The 15,842-nt window shown below is 70.9% G+C and carries 15 protein-coding genes; 9 read left to right on the top strand and 6 right to left on the bottom strand.

The genetic code is table 11. The features are described from left to right. Positions 1-65 precede the first annotated feature (65 nt). The 5 genes from RI138_RS21930 (at position 66) to RI138_RS21910 (ending at position 5,004) form a co-directional block, all read left to right on the top strand. Positions 66-1,037 (top strand): SPFH domain-containing protein, encoded by a 972-nt coding sequence (locus tag RI138_RS21930; protein ID WP_096629605.1) that lies wholly within the window; start codon positions 66-68, stop codon positions 1,035-1,037. Further along, positions 1,034-1,309 carry a hypothetical protein gene (locus RI138_RS21925; RefSeq protein WP_096629604.1) on the top strand — a complete coding sequence of 92 codons (276 nt, stop codon included), beginning with the start codon at positions 1,034-1,036 and terminating at the stop codon, positions 1,307-1,309. Before RI138_RS21930 ends, RI138_RS21925 begins: the two co-directional genes overlap by 4 nt. Before the next feature lie 88 nt (positions 1,310-1,397). Continuing rightward, the gene (locus RI138_RS21920) at positions 1,398-1,922 is read left to right on the top strand and encodes a PadR family transcriptional regulator (protein WP_096629602.1); all 525 of its coding nucleotides are present in this window, start codon (positions 1,398-1,400) and stop codon (positions 1,920-1,922) included. Continuing rightward, positions 1,919-2,605 carry an ABC transporter ATP-binding protein gene (locus tag RI138_RS21915; RefSeq protein WP_311121286.1) on the top strand — a complete coding sequence of 229 codons (687 nt, stop codon included), beginning with the start codon at positions 1,919-1,921 and terminating at the stop codon, positions 2,603-2,605. The genes RI138_RS21920 and RI138_RS21915 overlap by 4 nt, the downstream gene beginning before the upstream one ends. After that, positions 2,602-5,004: an FtsX-like permease family protein gene (locus tag RI138_RS21910; RefSeq protein ID WP_311121285.1), complete on the top strand. Its 2,403-nt coding sequence runs from the start codon at positions 2,602-2,604 to the stop codon at positions 5,002-5,004. The genes RI138_RS21915 and RI138_RS21910 overlap by 4 nt, the downstream gene beginning before the upstream one ends. Positions 5,005-5,053: 49 nt before the next feature. Here RI138_RS21910 and RI138_RS21905 read toward each other — a convergent pair whose 3' ends face one another. After that, positions 5,054-6,043 carry a hydrogen peroxide-inducible genes activator gene (locus RI138_RS21905; RefSeq protein WP_311121284.1) on the bottom strand — a complete coding sequence of 330 codons (990 nt, stop codon included), beginning with the start codon at positions 6,041-6,043 and terminating at the stop codon, positions 5,054-5,056. 134 nt (positions 6,044-6,177) lie between these two features. Here RI138_RS21905 and RI138_RS21900 point away from each other — a divergent pair, with 134 nt between their 5' ends. Further along, positions 6,178-6,732, top strand: a complete 555-nt coding sequence (locus RI138_RS21900) for a peroxiredoxin (RefSeq protein WP_003966619.1) — start codon at positions 6,178-6,180, stop codon at positions 6,730-6,732. Between the two features lie 12 nt (positions 6,733-6,744). Continuing rightward, positions 6,745-7,278, top strand: a complete 534-nt coding sequence (locus RI138_RS21895) for an alkyl hydroperoxide reductase (RefSeq protein ID WP_096629596.1) — start codon at positions 6,745-6,747, stop codon at positions 7,276-7,278. A gap of 84 nt (positions 7,279-7,362) precedes the next feature. Here the strand turns inward: RI138_RS21895 and RI138_RS21890 are convergent, their stop codons facing one another. From RI138_RS21890 to RI138_RS21875, 4 genes are all read right to left on the bottom strand, one after another. Next, positions 7,363-8,853 (bottom strand): AI-2E family transporter, encoded by a 1,491-nt coding sequence (locus tag RI138_RS21890; protein WP_311121283.1) that lies wholly within the window; start codon positions 8,851-8,853, stop codon positions 7,363-7,365. A gap of 148 nt (positions 8,854-9,001) precedes the next feature. Beyond that, the gene (locus RI138_RS21885) at positions 9,002-9,724 is read right to left on the bottom strand and encodes an aggregation-promoting factor C-terminal-like domain-containing protein (RefSeq protein WP_311121282.1); all 723 of its coding nucleotides are present in this window, start codon (positions 9,722-9,724) and stop codon (positions 9,002-9,004) included. 389 nt (positions 9,725-10,113) lie between these two features. Continuing rightward, a complete protein-coding gene (locus RI138_RS21880) occupies positions 10,114-11,436 on the bottom strand; it encodes a PhoH family protein (protein WP_096629592.1) in 1,323 nt (440 codons plus the stop codon). Between the two features lie 352 nt (positions 11,437-11,788). Continuing rightward, positions 11,789-12,550, bottom strand: a complete 762-nt coding sequence (locus RI138_RS21875) for an isoprenyl transferase (protein ID WP_096629622.1) — start codon at positions 12,548-12,550, stop codon at positions 11,789-11,791. Between the two features lie 213 nt (positions 12,551-12,763). On the opposite strand from RI138_RS21875, the gene mgrA reads away from it, so the two are divergent. Beyond that, entirely contained in the window at positions 12,764-13,813 is a 1,050-nt protein-coding gene (mgrA, locus tag RI138_RS21870) for an L-glyceraldehyde 3-phosphate reductase (protein ID WP_311121281.1), read from the top strand. Positions 13,814-14,079: 266 nt separating this feature from the next. Continuing rightward, positions 14,080-15,279 (top strand): winged helix DNA-binding domain-containing protein, encoded by a 1,200-nt coding sequence (locus RI138_RS21865; RefSeq protein WP_311121280.1) that lies wholly within the window; start codon positions 14,080-14,082, stop codon positions 15,277-15,279. A gap of 79 nt (positions 15,280-15,358) precedes the next feature. Here the strand turns inward: RI138_RS21865 and RI138_RS21860 are convergent, their stop codons facing one another. Continuing rightward, positions 15,359-15,805, bottom strand: a complete 447-nt coding sequence (locus RI138_RS21860; RefSeq protein WP_096629621.1) for a hypothetical protein — start codon at positions 15,803-15,805, stop codon at positions 15,359-15,361. Positions 15,806-15,842: the final 37 nt, after the last annotated feature.

The raw sequence follows: 15,842 nt of genomic DNA, 5'->3' as shown, positions 1-15,842 counted from the left end.
CGAGATCCGATAATGTGAAATCACATTGATAGCGCGGCGAGTGGCCGCGCGGAACGGGGGACCCCATGACCGTCCAGCACGACGACCACCGCTCCGAGGCCCCGGCGCCCGGCCCCGCCATCGACGCCCCCGACATGCCCGAGCCGCAGGTCAGGGAGGTCGCCGCGCATGCGATCCCGGGCGGGCTGGGGCTGCTGCTGACGGTGCTCGGGGTGTTCGCGGGCATCGGCCTCGCCATCGTCGGCGGGGTGACGGGGGCGAACGGCAACAACGCCCTCGGCGTCCCGCTCTTCATCCTCGGGGCGCTCCTCACCATCACCTCGTTCTTCTGCATGAGCGGTGTGAAGATGGTCGCTCCGGGCGAGGCCCGGGTGATCCAGCTCTTCGGCCGGTACGTCGGGACGATCCGCACGGACGGACTGCGCTGGATCAACCCGCTGACCTCCAGCCAGAAGATCTCCACCCGGGTCCGCAACCACGAGACCGCCGTCCTCAAGGTCAACGACGCCTACGGCAACCCGATCGAGCTGGCCGCGATCGTCGTCTGGAAGGTCGAGGACACCGCCCAGGCGCTCTTCGAGGTCGACGACTTCCTGGAGTTCGTCGCCACCCAGACCGAGGCGGCCGTCCGGCACATCGCCATCGAGTACCCCTACGACGCCCACGAGGAGGACGGCCTCTCGCTGCGCGGCAACGCGGAGGAGATCACCGAGAAGCTGGCCGTCGAGCTGACCGCCCGGGTGAAGTCCGCGGGCGTCCGGATCATCGAGTCGCGCTTCAGCCACCTCGCGTACGCCCCCGAGATCGCCTCCGCGATGCTCCAGCGCCAGCAGGCCGGTGCGGTCGTCGCGGCCCGTCAGCAGATCGTCGAGGGCGCGGTCGGCATGGTCGAGATGGCCCTGACCCGGATCGCCGAGCAGGACATCGTGGAACTGGACTCCGAGCGGAAGGCCGCCATGGTCGGCAATCTGATGGTGGTGCTGTGCGGCGACCGCGCGGCGCAGCCGGTCCTCAACACGGGCAGCCTCTACCAGTGACGGACGAGAAGCCGCCCCGGCGACCCCCGGCGCCCCGGCCGCAGCAGCGCAAGCAGATGCTGCTGCGGCTGGACCCCGCGGTGCACGACGCGCTGGCCCGCTGGGCCTCCGACGAGCTGCGCAGCGCCAACGCCCAGATCGAGTTCCTGCTGCGGCGGGCGCTGGCGGAGGCGGGGCGGCTGCCGGGGGCGGCCCGGCCGATCGCCCGCCGGGGGCGGCCGCCGAAACGCCCTCCGGAGGAGCAGGGCACTCCGCCCGCCCCCGACGCGTAATCAGCGCCCCTGGCCCGCAACCGCAGGCCAGGGGCGCTTTTCGGACTCGTATACACAGCAGGTATACACCCCGTGTACAGTTCCGCTCATGTCTATCGGTCACACCCTCCTCGGACTCCTGGAGTCCGGCCCCCGGCACGGCTACGACCTGAAGCGGACCTTCGACGAGAAGTTCGGCCAGGACCGTCCGCTGCACTACGGCCAGGTCTACTCGACGATGTCCCGGCTCCTGAAGAACGGACTCGTCGAGGTCGACGGGGTCGAGAGCGAAGGGGGGCCCGAGCGCAAGCGGTACGCCATCACCGACGCCGGGATCACCGACGTCGAGCGCTGGCTCGCGCAGCCCGAGAAGCCGGAGCCGTACCTCCAGTCGACCCTGTACACCAAGGTCGTCCTCGCCCTCCTCACCGATCGCAGCGCCGCCGACGTGCTGGACGCCCAGCGCTCGGAGCACCTGCGGATGATGCGCATCCTCACCGACCGCAAGCGCAAGGGCGACCTCGCCGACCAGCTGATCTGCGACCACGCCCTGTTCCATCTGGAAGCCGATCTGCGCTGGCTGGAACTGACCGCCGCCCGTCTCGGCCAGCTCGCCAAGGTGGTGTCCGCATGATCCCCGAAGGCTCCCTTCTCTCCGCGCACGACCTGCGCAAGACCTACGGTTCGACGCCCGCCCTGGACGGCGCCTCGTTCTCCGTGCACCCGGGGGAGGTCGTCGCCGTGATGGGCCCTTCCGGCTCCGGCAAGTCCACCCTGCTGCACTGCCTGGCCGGGATCATCACGCCCGACTCCGGCACCGTCACCTACGCGGGCCGCGAGCTGTCCGCGATGTCGGACGCCGAGCGCAGCGCCCTGCGGCGCAGCGACTTCGGCTTCGTGTTCCAGTTCGGCCAGCTCGTTCCCGAGCTGACCTGCGTGGAGAACGTGGCCCTGCCGCTGCGGCTCGACGGCGTGAAGCGCAGGACCGCCGAGCGCACCGCCCTGGAGTGGATGGAGCGCCTGGAGGTCGACGACCTCGGCGCGAAGCGCCCCGGGGAGGTCTCCGGCGGGCAGGGGCAGCGGGTCGCCGTGGCCCGTGCGCTGGCCGCGTCCCCGAAGGTGATCTTCGCCGACGAGCCGACCGGCGCGCTGGACTCCCTCAACGGCGAGCGCGTGATGGAGCTGCTCACCGAGGCCGCCCGTTCGGCCAACGTCGCCGTCGTCCTGGTGACCCATGAGGCCCGGGTCGCCGCCTACTCCGACCGTGACGTCACCGTGCGCGACGGCCGGGCCCGCGATCTGGAGCACGCCGGATGACGCTGCTCGCTTCCCGTACCACCCCGACCGGCGAACGGGACCGCCCCGAGCCGCCCTCGCGCGGCGCGGCCACCCTCCGGGACCTCGGCCTCGGAATCCGGTTCGCCGCCGCCGGTGGCCGCGAGGGCTGGATCCGTACGCTGCTGACCGCCGTCGGCGTCGGCCTCGGGGTCGCGCTGCTGCTGCTCGCCTCCTCCGTACCGCATCTGCTGGACGAACGGAACGCCCGCGAGCAGGCCCGCAGCGAGGCACCGCTCTCCGGTTCGCCGGACGGGCGGGCCGCGAAGTCGGACACGTCGGTGGTGCGGATCAACACGACCACCGAGTACCGCGACCGGACCGTCGCGGGATACCTGATGCGCCCGGACGGCTCGAAGCCCGTCCTCCCGCCGGGGGTCGGACGCTTCCCCGGGGCGGACGAGATGGTCGTCTCGCCCGCGCTCAAGGAGCTGCTCGCCGCCCCGGGCAGCGAACTGCTCCGCGAGCGGCTGCCGTACGAGATCACCGGCACGATCGGCGACGCCGGGCTGCGCTCGCCCAACGAGCTCCGCTACTACGCGGGCAGCGACACCCTGACGCCCGCCGCCGGCGGCGAACGGATCTCCGGATACGGGAGCCCCGGCGAGACCGACCCGCTCCCGCCGCTGCTGATCGTGCTGACCGTCATGGTCTGCGTGGTGCTGCTGGTGCCCGTCGCGATCTTCATCGCCACCGCCGTGCGGTTCGGCGGCGACCGGCGCGACCGCAGGCTCGCCGCGCTGCGGCTGGTCGGCGCGGACATCCGGACGACCCGGCGCATCGCCGCCGGGGAGGCGCTGTTCGGCGCGGTGCTCGGGCTGCTGATCGGACTGGCCTTCTTCCTCGTGGGGCGGCAGTTCGTCGGCGCGGTGGAGATCTGGGACGTCAGCGCGTTCCCGGCCGACCTGGTGCCCGATCCGCTGCTGGCGCTGCTGATCACGGTGGCGGTGCCGCTGACCGCCGTGCTGGTCACGCTGGCCGCGATGCGCTCGGTGGTGATCGAGCCGCTCGGTGTCGTACGCCGCGGAAAGGACCGGGGCCGTCGGCTCTGGTGGCGGCTGCTCATGCCGCTCGCCGGTCTGGCGGTGCTCGGATCGACGGGCCGGATCAGCCCGTACGAGTACGCGCCCGTGAAGCCGTTCGCGGTCGCGGCCGGTGCGGTGCTGGTGCTGGTCGGGCTCGCCCTGCTGCTGCCCTGGCTGGTCGAGGCGTGCGTGAACCGGCTGCGCGGCGGCCCGGTGCCCTGGCAGCTCGCCACCCGCAGGCTCCAGCTGAGCAGCGGGGCGGCCTCCCGCGCGGTCAGCGGGGTCACGGTGGCGGTGGCGGGTGCGATCGCGCTCCAGATGATGTTCGCTGCGATGAACGCCGACTTCAACCGGGTGACCGGCCAGGACCCCACGCGGGCCCAGTTCGCCGCGTACTCCGAGGACGTCACGGGCGATGCGGCGACCTCGGCCATCGAGCAGTTCCGCGCCACCAAGGGCGTGGAGGTCGTGATCGGCTCGGTGGAGGCGTACGCGTCCAAGCCCGGTGACTACGCGGACGACGACATCCCGCCCACCACCTCGCTGACCATCGGCACGTGCGACACCCTGCGCGAACTGGCCCGGATCACCTCCTGCGAGGACGGCGACACGTTCGTCGTGCACCCGCGGGGCGACAAGGACATGGCCGACTGGGTCGACCAGACGGCCCGCAAGGGCGAGGTGGTCGAGATCGGCTCCGGGACGGGCAAGCCGCTGCGGTGGACGCTGCCCGCCGACTCCCCGACCGTGCAGGGCCGCCAGGACCCGATGGGCACCCCCCACTGGGGAATCATGGCCACCACCGGCGCGGTCGACGCGGGCAAGCTGCCCGGGGCGCAGATCACCGCCCAGATCCGGGTCGACAGGAGCGTGCCGGACGTCGCCGAGTACGTACGCAACACGGCCGCCCGGATCGATCCCGGCATGCACTTCGTCACCCTCGACTCGGTGGAGCGCGACCGGCAGTACGCCAGCATCCAGACCGGCCTCCAGGTCGGGGCGACCGTGGTGCTGCTGCTGATCGCCGCCTCGATGCTGGTCTCCCAGCTGGAGCAGCTGCGCGAGCGCAAGCGGCTGCTGTCGGTGCTGGTCGCCTTCGGCACCCGGCGTACGACGCTGGGCTGGTCGGTCCTGTGGCAGACCGCCGTTCCCGTGGTCCTCGGCCTGGTGGTCGCGGTCGCGGGCGGGCTCGGTCTCGGCGCGACGCTCACCTGGATGATCGAGAAGAGCGTCTCCGACTGGTGGCTGTTCCTGCCGCTGACGGGGGCCGGTGCGGGGCTGATCCTGCTGGTGACGGTGCTGTCGCTGCCCTCGCTGTGGCGGCTGATGCGGCCGGACGGTCTGCGTACGGAGTAGGGGGTGCCGGTGCGGCCGGGGGGGGGAGCCCGGCCGCACCGGTTTCCGTTCACTCCCCGGAGGCCGCCACCACCCGCACCGGCAGCGGCTTCATCGCTCCCCGCAGCGCGGCCGCGAACTCCTCGAACTCACCGCCCCGCGCCGACCCGGTCCGCATCGCCAGCGCCACCCGCCGGGTGGGCGCCGGGTCCGCGAAGTACCCGGTGGCCAGCGCCTCGTTGCGGCCGGTCTCCACCGTCACCGCGGTGCGCGGCAGCAACGTCACTCCGAGCCCGCCCGCGACCAGCTGGACCAGGGTGGAGAGCCCGGCGGCGGTCGTGGTGACCGGTGCGCCCTGGGTGCGGCCCGCCTCACGGCAGATGTCCAGGGCCTGGTCGCGCAGGCAGTGCCCCTCGTCCAGGAGGAGCAGCGGCAGCTCGCGCAGTGCGTCGCGCGGGATGTCGGCCCGGCCGCCGAGCCAGTGGTCCTGCTCCATGACCAGGACGAAGTCCTCGTCGAACAGCGGGATCTCGGTGACGCCGGGCACCCCGAGCGGCACGGCCAGGAGGAGCAGGTCGAGCCGCCCCGCCGCGAGTCCCTCCAGCAGCGAGGAGGTCTGCTCCTCGTGGACCTGGAGGTCGAGGTCCGGGTAGCGCTCATGGACCAGCCGGAGCACGGTCGGCAGGAGATACGGGGCCACGGTCGGGATCACGCCGAGCCGGAGGACCCCGGTGAACGGCGCCCGGACCGCCTCGGCCTCCTCCATCAGCGCGGCGACGGCGTCCAGCACCGCCCCGGCCCGCACCGCGAGCCGCTCCCCCGCGGGCGAGAGCAGCACCTTGCGCGTCGTACGCTCGATGAGCTGGACACCCAGTGCCTCCTCCAGGGTGGACACGGCCCCCGAGAGTGCGGGCTGACTCATCCCGATTGCTGCCGCGGCGTCCCGGAAGTGCAGATGCTCCGCCACGGCCGCGAAGGCGCGCAGCTGCGACAGGCTGGGCTGCTTGGCGGTCGGCTTACCGGACTGCTTGGGGCGTATGCCCTGTTTACCCTGGCCCACTGATAGGCACCTCCGATCATCACGACCGAGTGTAGCTATTTCCGCGATCAATGCACCCTGTGCCAAGGTGGAACCCGTCCAACCCTCAGGAAGACCCCTCAAAACGGGAATTCCAGACGTTCCAAGGAGAGCGCGTGCTCACTGTCGGTGACAAGTTCCCCGAGTTCGACCTGACCGCTTGTGTTTCGCTGGAGAGCGGCAAGGAGTTCGAGCAGATCAACCACAAGACCTACGAGGGCAAGTGGAAGATCGTCTTCGCGTGGCCGAAGGACTTCACCTTCGTGTGCCCCACCGAGATCGCCGCTTTCGGCAAGCTGAACGAGGAGTTCGCCGACCGGGACGCCCAGATCCTCGGCTTCTCCGGTGACTCCGAGTTCGTGCACCACGCCTGGCGCAAGGACCACCCGGACCTGACCGACCTGCCCTTCCCGATGCTGGCCGACTCGAAGCACGAGCTCATGCGTGACCTCGGCATCGAGGGCGAGGACGGCTTCGCCCAGCGCGCCGTCTTCATCGTCGACCAGAACAACGAGATCCAGTTCACGATGGTGACCGCCGGTTCCGTGGGCCGTAACCCCAAGGAGGTCCTGCGGGTCCTCGACGCCCTCCAGACCGACGAGCTGTGCCCGTGCAACTGGACCAAGGGCGAGAACACCCTCGACCCGGTCGCGCTCCTCTCGGGCGAGTGAGCTGACAGCGACATGGCTCTCAACGAACTCAAGTCCGCCATACCGGACTTCGCCAAGGACCTGAAGCTGAACCTCGGTTCGGTCATCGGCAACAGCGAGCTCCCGCAGCAGCAGCTGTGGGGCACCGTGCTGGCCTGCGCGATCGCCTCGCGTTCGCCGAAGGTGCTGCGCGAGCTGGAGCCCGAGGCGAAGGCCAACCTCTCCGCCGAGGCCTACGCCGCGGCGAAGTCGGCCGCCGCGATCATGGCGATGAACAACGTCTTCTACCGCACCCGGCACCTGCTGTCGGACCCGGAGTACGGGACGCTCCGCGCGGGTCTGCGGATGAACGTCATCGGCAACCCGGGCGTGGAGAAGGTCGACTTCGAGCTGTGGTCGCTCGCCGTCTCCGCGATCAACGGCTGTGGCCAGTGCCTGGACTCGCACGAGCAGGTGCTGCGCAAGGCAGGCGTGGACCGTGAGACCATCCAGGAAGCCGTCAAGATCGCTTCGGTGATCCAGGCGGTCGGTGTGACCCTCGACGCCGAGGCCGTACTCGCCGAGTAGTCACACCGCACCACCCCTGCGTACGGGAAGAGCCCCGAGGACGACCGACCGTCCTCGGGGCTCTTTTCCGTCTTCGTCCAAGCGCTAGTCCTGCGGCGGCCGGTCGTCGGGGGCGCGTCCGGCCGGGCCCTCCTGGACCTCACCGCTCCGGGTCTCACCGCCCCGGACCTCCGCACTCCCGGTGGCGGCCCCCGACGTGGCGTGTGCCGGGCGCATCGACAGGGCGGTGGAACCGTGGCGTCCGCCGGTCTCACGCGGTGAGCCGAAGGAGTCCGGCTGGGCGTACGAGCGCAGATAGCCGACCACCGTGTTGGTCACGGCGACCAGCGGTACGGCCACCACCGCGCCGCCGATGCCCGCGACCAGGCCGCCCGTCGCCACCGCGAGGACCACCGCGAGCGGGTGCACCCGGACCGCGCGGCCGAGGATGAACGGCTGGAGGATGTGGCCCTCGATCTGCTGCACCGCGAGGACCACCACCAGCACCATCAGCGCGGTGAACACGCCCTCGGTGACCAGCGCGACGACCACCGCCAGTGCCCCGGAGACCACGGCGCCGAGCAGCGGGATGAAGGCGAACAGGAAGATGAACACGGCCAGCGGCACCGCGAGCGGCACATTGAGGAAGTAGAGCCCGAGCCCGATGAACACGGCGTCGATCAGGGCGACGAGCACTGTGCCCCGCACATAGGCGGTGAGGGTGCGCCAGGCGCGCGGACCGGCCCCGGCGACCCCGGGCCGGGCCTGGGCGGGCACCAGCTTGAGCGTCCACTGCCAGATGCGCTTGCCGTCGTAGAGCAGGAAGAGCGTCGAGAACATCGCCAGCAGCAGCCCGGTGAGGAACTCCACCATCACCGTGACGCCCTGGAGCCCGGCGGAGGTGATCTCCTCGGTGTTGGTGCCGATGGTGTCGCTGAGGTTCTTGGCGATGTCGTTGATCTGCGACTCGGTGACATGGAACGGGCTGTCCAGCAGCCAGCGCTTCAGCTCGTCGATACCGTCGCGGACCCGGTCGGAGAGCGTGTCCAGGTTGTCCATCACCTGCCACACCACGAACCAGCCGACCAGCCCGATGATGACGAAGCCGAGCACGGCGGTCACGGCGGTGGCGAGTCCGTGCGGCAGCCCGAACCGCTTGAGCCGGACCACGGTCGGCTGGAGCATCGCGGTGACGAGCAGCGCGGCCGCGAAGGCGAGGACGACCAGCTGCACGGCGCTGATCACCTGCATCAGCACCCAGAGGGTCCCCGCGAGGACGAGCAGCCGCCAGCCCGCCTCGGCCGCGACCCGCATCCCCCACGGGATCGCCGCGACCGGATCGGGCTTGGCCGCCACGGAGGGGGCGTACGAGGGCGGCGCGGGCACCTGCCCGGAAGCCGCCTCACTCTCCGCGACGTCGACGGCCGGGTCGCCCGCCACCACGACAGTCCCGGCCACCACCCCGGCCCCGGGGCGCGGAACGGGCTCCTCCGGATCATCCGAAGCGGCGGCCTGCGCCCGCTGTCGCTCCAGGCGCGCGCCCAGCTCGGTCAGTTCGGCCCCGAAGCGGCCCAGCCAGCCCGGCAGTTTCGACATGCTCTCGTTCCTTCCCCCATCGTGGCTCCCCAGCGTTCTCGGGGCCACCAGGATGCGACCGTACAACGCGCGAGGCCCCTCACCGTCCTGACGGTGAGGGGCCTCGCAAGGTTGAGTGCGCGGAGATACCGGGCCGCGCGCTCCTCCTCTAGTACCAGTTGTTGGCCTGCCAGAAGGACCAGGCGCCGCACGGGCTGCCGTAACGGTTGTCCATGTAGCTGAGGCCCCACTTGATCTGGGTGGCCGGGTTGGTCTGCCAGTCGGCGCCGGCGGAGGACATCTTGTGGCCCGGCAGGGCCTGCATCAGTCCGTACGCACCGGAGGACGGGTTGACCGCACGGTAGTTCCAGGTCGACTCGTGGTTCACGATGTTGCTGAAGCACTGGAACTGATCGGCGGGCACCATCTGACGGGCCATCGCCTGCACCTGGGCCACGCTGTACGAGCCCTGCGCGGCGAACGAGGAGGCGTCGCGGACGGAGGACCGGCTGGCGCGCTCGGCGGCGTCCTTCTCCTTCTTCGCCTTCTCCGCGGCCTGGCGCTCGGCCTCGGCCTTCTCCTCGGCCGCCGCCTTCTTGGACTTGGCGTCCTTGGCCGCCTGGAGGCGGGCCGACTCCTCGGCCGACTTCTTGGCAGCGGCGTCGGCGGCGGATGCCTGGGCGTCGGCCTGCTGCGTCAGCGAAGCGGTCTGCACCTGGGCCTGCTGGCCCGCGGGGATGTCTGCGAGCAGCGTGGTGTCGGCTGCGGCCGCCTCGAAGTTGTTGTCGTCAGCGGCGGGAGCGCCGCCCGAAGCAACGCCTACGACGGCGCCTACGGTGGTGACCGCAGTGGCAGATGCCACGGCGAACCCCCGGACCGAGATCCGGCTCACATGATGTCCTTCCAGCATCGCCCGCTTAGGTGACCTCGCGGGCGCAATCGTGCCCCTGGCACTGGCCTCCCTACTGCGTGGGTCACGGGAGGCACGGGCCCGTTGGGCAACCCCCGTGAAGGGGCTGCCGCGTGGTGCTCGCGGGCGGCATACGGACGTCATGTGTTGAGTTGTGTGGTGCGTGGCGCCTCTGGAGGTGCCCAAGTGCCGTATGCGGGGCCTGACGGAAGCAAGACTCTGCCGGACAGGGCCACCGGGAGGCAATTCTGTGCTGGGTGGGAAAGGTCACACCCCGTTTGGGTCACCGGTTTTGTGGAAATGACGGCGCAGCACAATGCCGCCCGGCTAAGCTGCTTGGCTTGCCGGGCGGCATCAATGGGGCATGCGGGTCAGATCTGGCCTTCCTCCAGCATTTCGGTCACCAGCGCAGCGATCCGTGAACGCTCGGACCGGGTGAGCGTGACGTGGGCGAACAGCGGATGACCCTTCAGCTTCTCGACGACGGCGACGACTCCGTCGTACCGGCCGACCCGGAGGTTGTCCCGCTGGGCGACGTCGTGGGTGAGCACGACACGCGAATTCGTCCCGATCCGGGACAACACGGTCAGCAGGACGTTCCGTTCGAGTGACTGCGCCTCGTCCACGATCACGAACGCGTCGTGCAGCGAGCGGCCGCGGATATGGGTGAGCGGCAGGACCTCCAGCATCCCGCGCCCGAGCACCTCCTCGATGACCTCGCGCCCGGCGACCGCCGAGAGCGTGTCGAAGACGGCCTGCGCCCAGGGGCTCATCTTCTCGGCCTCGCTGCCGGGGAGATAGCCGAGCTCCTGCCCGCCCACCGCGTACAGCGGCCGGAAGACCATCACCTTCTTGTGCTGCCGACGCTCCAGCACCGCCTCCAGGCCCGCGCAGAGCGCCAGCGCCGACTTGCCGGTGCCGGCCCGGCCGCCCAGCGAGACGATGCCGACGTCGCCGTCGAGCAGCAGGTCGAGGGCGATCCGCTGTTCGGCGCTGCGGCCGTGGATGCCGAAGGCGTCCCGGTCGCCCCGCACGAGCCGTACGTTGCCGTCGGCCGTCACCCGGCCGAGCGCCTTGCCGCGCTCGGACTGGAGGACCAGGCCGGTGTGGACGGGCAGGTCGGCGGCCTCGGGGACGTACAGCCTCTCCTCACCGAACAGCAGGTCGACCTGCTCCCCGGAAAGGGATAGTTCACCCATTCCGGTCCAGCCGGAGTCGGTGATGGCGAGCTCCGCGCGGTACTCCTCGGCGAGGAGGCCGACGGAGGACGCCTTGATGCGCAGCGGCAGATCCTTGGAGACGACCGTGACGTCGAACCCCTCGGCCTGAAGGTTGCGTGCGACCGCGAGAATCCGTGAGTCGTTGTCCCCCAACCGGTAGCCGGCGGGCAGGACGCCGGGATCGGAGTGGTTGAGTTCGACACGGAGCGTCCCGCCCAGATCCCCGAGCGGGATCGGGGCGTCCAGTCGGCCGTACCGGACCCGGAAGTCGTCCAGCAGACGCAGGGCCTGCCGGGCGAAATACCCGAGTTCGGGATGGTGCCGTTTGGCCTCCAGCTCCGTGACCACCACGATCGGGAGCACGACTTCGTGCTCGTCGAAGCGGGCCATCGCGCCTGGGTCGGCCAGCAGGACGCTGGTGTCGAGAACATAGGTGCGCCGGTCGGGCATGCGGCGCTTAGTGCTGGTCACCACGGAAGGACGTACCCCCTCGGACGAGGTCGGGGAGTGCGACAGACGGTCGCGGAGCTTCCCGAAGGGAGAGGACGGACCGGGTTCTGGCCCCTGTGCGCGGGCCGAACCACGGCCTCCGCGTCGGCCGCACGCTGTGTACGGTCCTTCGTGTGCAAAGGGCCTCCCGGGCGAGCGGGCTGGGTGCCGCTCACTTGGATGCGACATCCGCCTGGTTGATGACCGGATGTCGCCCTGTCAGAGGTATTCCCTTCATCCCGGGAAGCCATGCCGCTGCATATGACACGGTGTGGAGAAGTCCCGGTGGACGCGCGATGACTCCCCTCTATATAGGGGAGTCGTCCCTGTGGGCCGTTCAGGCGCCGTAGCGCCGGTGGCGGGCGGCGTAGTCGCGCAGGGCCCGCAGGAAGTCGACCTTGCGGAAGGCGGGCCAGAAGACCTCGCAGAAGTAGTACTCCGAGTGGGCGCTCTGCCAGAGCATGAAGCCGGAGAGCCGCTGTTCGCCGCTCGTCCGGATCACCAGGTCGGGATCGGGCTGGCCGCGGGTGTAGAGGTGCTCGGAGATCAGGTCGGTGGAGACGACCTCGGCCAGCTCCTCGAAGGTGGTGCCCTTCGCCGAGTGCTCCAGAAGCAGGGAGCGCACCGCGTCCGCGATCTCCTGGCGGCCGCCGTAGCCGACGGCGACGTTCACGATTATCCCGTCGATGCCGGACGTCGACTCCTCGGCCTCCTTGAGCACCGTCTGCGTCTCCGGCGGGAGCAGATCGAGCGTGCCGACGTGGTGGACGCGCCAGCGCCCGTCCGCGGCGAGATTGCGCACGGTGTTCTCGATGATGCGCAGCAGCGGCTTCAGCTCGTGCTCGGGCCGGTCGAAGTTGTCCGTGGACAGCATCCAGAGGGTGACGACCTCGACATCGGTCTCGGTGCACCAGCCGAGCAGCTCGGAGATCTTGTCCGCACCAGCCTGGTGGCCCTGCACGGCCGATCCGCCGGAGGCCTTGGCCCACCGCCGGTTGCCGTCGAGGATGACCCCGATGTGCTTCGGCACCTGGTCGTGGTCCAGGCGGCCTTCCACCCGGCGCGCGTAGAGCCTGTACACCAGGTCGCGGAAGTTCACTGCGTTCACCCTCTCGGTTCCGTGCGGGCCCGGGGCCCGCCCTCCCCGTCGCCGGGGGTCCGGGGGCCACCCCCGCGGGGGAGCGCTGCACGGTCCGCGCGCGCGGGCATGAGCCGCGCCGCACATCGGCATTCCCCGAAGCCGCCACATTACTGCGATCGGGTCACGGGGGCCCAACCCGGCCTGTCACAAGTCCGTGATAAGGAGGGAAACGTGACTGATTACCTCTCCCCCGACCTGTATTACCGCGCCGACGGTTCGCGCTACGACTCCATGGAGTACCGCCGGACCGGGCACAGCGGCCTCAAGCTGCCCGCCCTGTCGCTGGGCCTGTGGCACAACTTCGGCGACGACCGGACCCTGGACTCCCAGCGGGCGATCCTGCGCCGCGCCTTCGATCTCGGGGTCACCCACTTCGACCTGGCCAACAACTACGGCCCGCCGCCCGGCTCGGCCGAGCTGAACTTCGGCAAGCTCTTCGCGCAGGACTTCGCCCGATACCGGGATGAACTGGTCATTTCCACCAAGGCCGGCTATCTGATGCACCCCGGCCCGTACGGCGAGTGGGGCTCCCGGAAGTACCTGCTGTCCTCGCTCGACGCCTCCCTCAAGCGCATGGGCGTCGACTACGTCGACATCTTCTACTCGCACCGCTTCGACCCGCAGACCCCGCTGGAGGAGACGATGGGCGCCCTGGCGTCCGCCGTGCAGCAGGGCAAGGCGCTGTACGTGGGCGTCTCCTCGTACAACGCGGAGCAGACCGCCGAGGCGGCCGGGCTGCTGAGGGAGATGGGCGTCCCGGCCCTGATCCACCAGCCGTCCTACTCCATGATCAACCGCTGGATCGAGGACGACGGCCTGCTCGACACCCTGGAGGCGGCGGGCATGGGCTGCATCTCCTTCGTGCCGCTCGCGCAGGGCCTGCTCACGAACAAGTACCTGAAGGGCATCCCGGAGGGCTCGCGCGCCACCCAGGGCAAGTCCCTCGATCCGGGCCTGCTCTCCGACGAGGTGGTCCGCCGCCTCAACGGGCTCAACGACATCGCGCGGAGCCGGGGCCAGTCGCTCGCCCAGCTCGCCATCGCGTGGGTGCTGCGCGACAGCCGGATGACCTCGGCGCTGATCGGCGCGTCGAGCGTGAAGCAGCTGGAGGAGAACGTCGCGGCGCTGGCGGGCCCGGCGCTGACCGCAGAGGAGCTGAAGGAGATCGACACCTTCGCCGTGGACACTGCGGGTACGAACATCTGGGCCGGGCGCGGCTGACGCGTGGTCAACGGGGCCGCCGCAGAAGGGGGCTTCCGTGGACAGGAAAAAACGGGCCGGTCCGTGGGGGGGGGGGATACGGACCGGCCCGAGGGGGGGTTTCCACCATAACCCTTCGTAAGTGATATCGCGCGCCACGCCACTCCACAATTACTCTCCGGATTCACCGGACTCCCTTCCGAGCACGGCGCACGCACCCCGGTGCCTGCGCTTCCCGGGGCAGGTTGAGGACAGACCCTGACCGGAAGGGGCTCTACGTTCGAGGTATGACGACACGAGCCCGTGCGACCGTGACCGTGAGCTGGCCCGAGGCGAACACCCGACGGCTGGCCCGCCAGCACCTGGCCGCTCCCGCCCCCTCCGCGTCTGCCTCCGCCTCCCCGGCGGAGGCGGTCGGCGCGATGCTCGGCGCGCATGCCCAGGTGCTGTCGGCGGCCGAGCTGTCGGTAGGGCTGCGGGGCGACGGACTGACCCGTACGGACGTGCGTGCGGCGCTGTGGGCGGAGGGGACCGGTGAGTCCGGGCGGACCACCCTGGTGAAGACGTTCGGGCCGCGCGGCACGGTGCATCTCCTGCCCGTGGCGGACCTGTCCCTGTGGACCGGCGCGCTGTCCGCCGTACCGACGGGCCCGAACCTCTTCTCCAAGGACGCCCGGATGACCCCGGACCAGGTGGAGGCGGTCGTCGCGGCGGTCGGGGACGCGTTGCAGGGGGTGGAGCTCACGGTCGACGAGCTCTCCGACGAGGTCGTCGCGCGGACCGGTCCATGGGCCGGGGACCTGGTGATGCCCGCCTTTCAGACGATGTGGCCGCGCTGGCGGCAGGTCCTGCACCTGGCGGGCCACCGGGGCGCCCTCGCCTACGCCCCGAACCGGGGCCGGAAGGCGACGTACACCAACCCCGGGTGCACCCCGATGCCCGGCCCCGCGGCGCTGGCGGCCCTGGTCGAGCGGTACCTGTACGCGTACGGGCCCGCGACCCCCGCCCACTTCGCCCGGTGGCTCGCCGCGCCGAAGCGCTGGGCGGCCGAGCAGTTCGCCTCGTCGGCCGCGTCGGGGGCGATCGAGGAGGTGGAGTTCGCGGACGAGGGGTCCGCCTGGGTGGTGGCGGGCGATACGGACTTCCCGGACGAGCCGGCGCGGGGCGTGCGGCTGCTCCCGTACTTCGACGCGTTCACGATCGCCTCGCACCCCCGGGAGCGGCTGTTTCCCGGCACCGCGTACGAGCGGGCGCTCGGCGGCGGGCAGGCGGGGAACTACCCGGTGCTGCTGGTGGACGGCACGGTGGCCGGGGTCTGGCACCAGCGCCGCTCGGGCCGCCGGATCGCGGTGACGGTGGAACCCCTGAAGCCGCTGCCGGCGCCCCGGCTGCGGGACCTGGAGGAGCAGGTGGAGCGGGTGGCCGCGATCATGGAGGGAACGGCGGAGCTGACGGTGGGTACGGTGACGGTGGGACCGCACGCGTAGGAATGCGGGAGGGGTGCGGGAGCGGCGTACGGATCGTGCGTACGGGCCTCCCTCCGGATCAGGGGTGGCTCCCTGCGGATCAGGGGTGCTGGTCGAAGCGGACCGCCATCGTCTCCCCGGCCTCGACCACGAAGTCCCCTTCCTGGCACCGGATCACGGCCTGCACCACCTCCCCGTTCGCGTGCCTGCGCTCCCGGGTGCCGACGACCGTCCAGGCTCCCCCGTACGGCACGGGCGGTAACAGGGCGGGCGGGGCGTGCTGCCACTGGCTCGCCGGTACGCACCAGTCGGGCAGCCGGGGCCAGGCTCCGGGGGTGACCCGGAGCGTCCCGTCGGAGGCACAGGTCAGCAGCACGGACTGGCCCTCCGCGAGCACGAACTCGACGGCCTCCGGCTCACCCGCGCGCCCCTCGGGCCGGTAGTAGACCCCGAGGACGGCGGTGATCCGGGACCCCGTGAGCCAGTCGGCGTTGCCGTGCCGCGGGCGCCCGGTCCGCGCCGCACAGTCCTCCCGCTCCAAGGGCATGGCCACTCCCACTCCTTCGCTTCGCCGTGCGTGCTCC

This window comes from Streptomyces durocortorensis (assembly GCF_031760065.1).
In the GTDB taxonomy this organism is placed as follows: domain Bacteria; phylum Actinomycetota; class Actinomycetes; order Streptomycetales; family Streptomycetaceae; genus Streptomyces.
This window is presented reverse-complemented; position numbering and strand designations above follow the sequence as displayed.

Bases quoted from the DNA above. Each gene is read 5' to 3' on its own strand.
- RI138_RS21930 (WP_096629605.1), top strand. From the start codon at position 66: ATGACCGTCCAGCACGACGACCACCGCTCCGAGGCCCCGGCGCCCGGC.
- RI138_RS21920 (WP_096629602.1), top strand. From the start codon at position 1,398: ATGTCTATCGGTCACACCCTCCTCGGACTCCTGGAGTCCGGCCCCCGG.
- RI138_RS21915 (WP_311121286.1), top strand. From the start codon at position 1,919: ATGATCCCCGAAGGCTCCCTTCTCTCCGCGCACGACCTGCGCAAGACC.
- RI138_RS21910 (WP_311121285.1), top strand. From the start codon at position 2,602: ATGACGCTGCTCGCTTCCCGTACCACCCCGACCGGCGAACGGGACCGC.
- RI138_RS21895 (WP_096629596.1), top strand. From the start codon at position 6,745: ATGGCTCTCAACGAACTCAAGTCCGCCATACCGGACTTCGCCAAGGAC.
- RI138_RS21890 (WP_311121283.1), bottom strand. From the start codon at position 8,853: ATGTCGAAACTGCCGGGCTGGCTGGGCCGCTTCGGGGCCGAACTGACC.
- RI138_RS21865 (WP_311121280.1), top strand. From the start codon at position 14,080: ATGACGACACGAGCCCGTGCGACCGTGACCGTGAGCTGGCCCGAGGCG.
- RI138_RS21860 (WP_096629621.1), bottom strand. From the start codon at position 15,805: ATGCCCTTGGAGCGGGAGGACTGTGCGGCGCGGACCGGGCGCCCGCGG.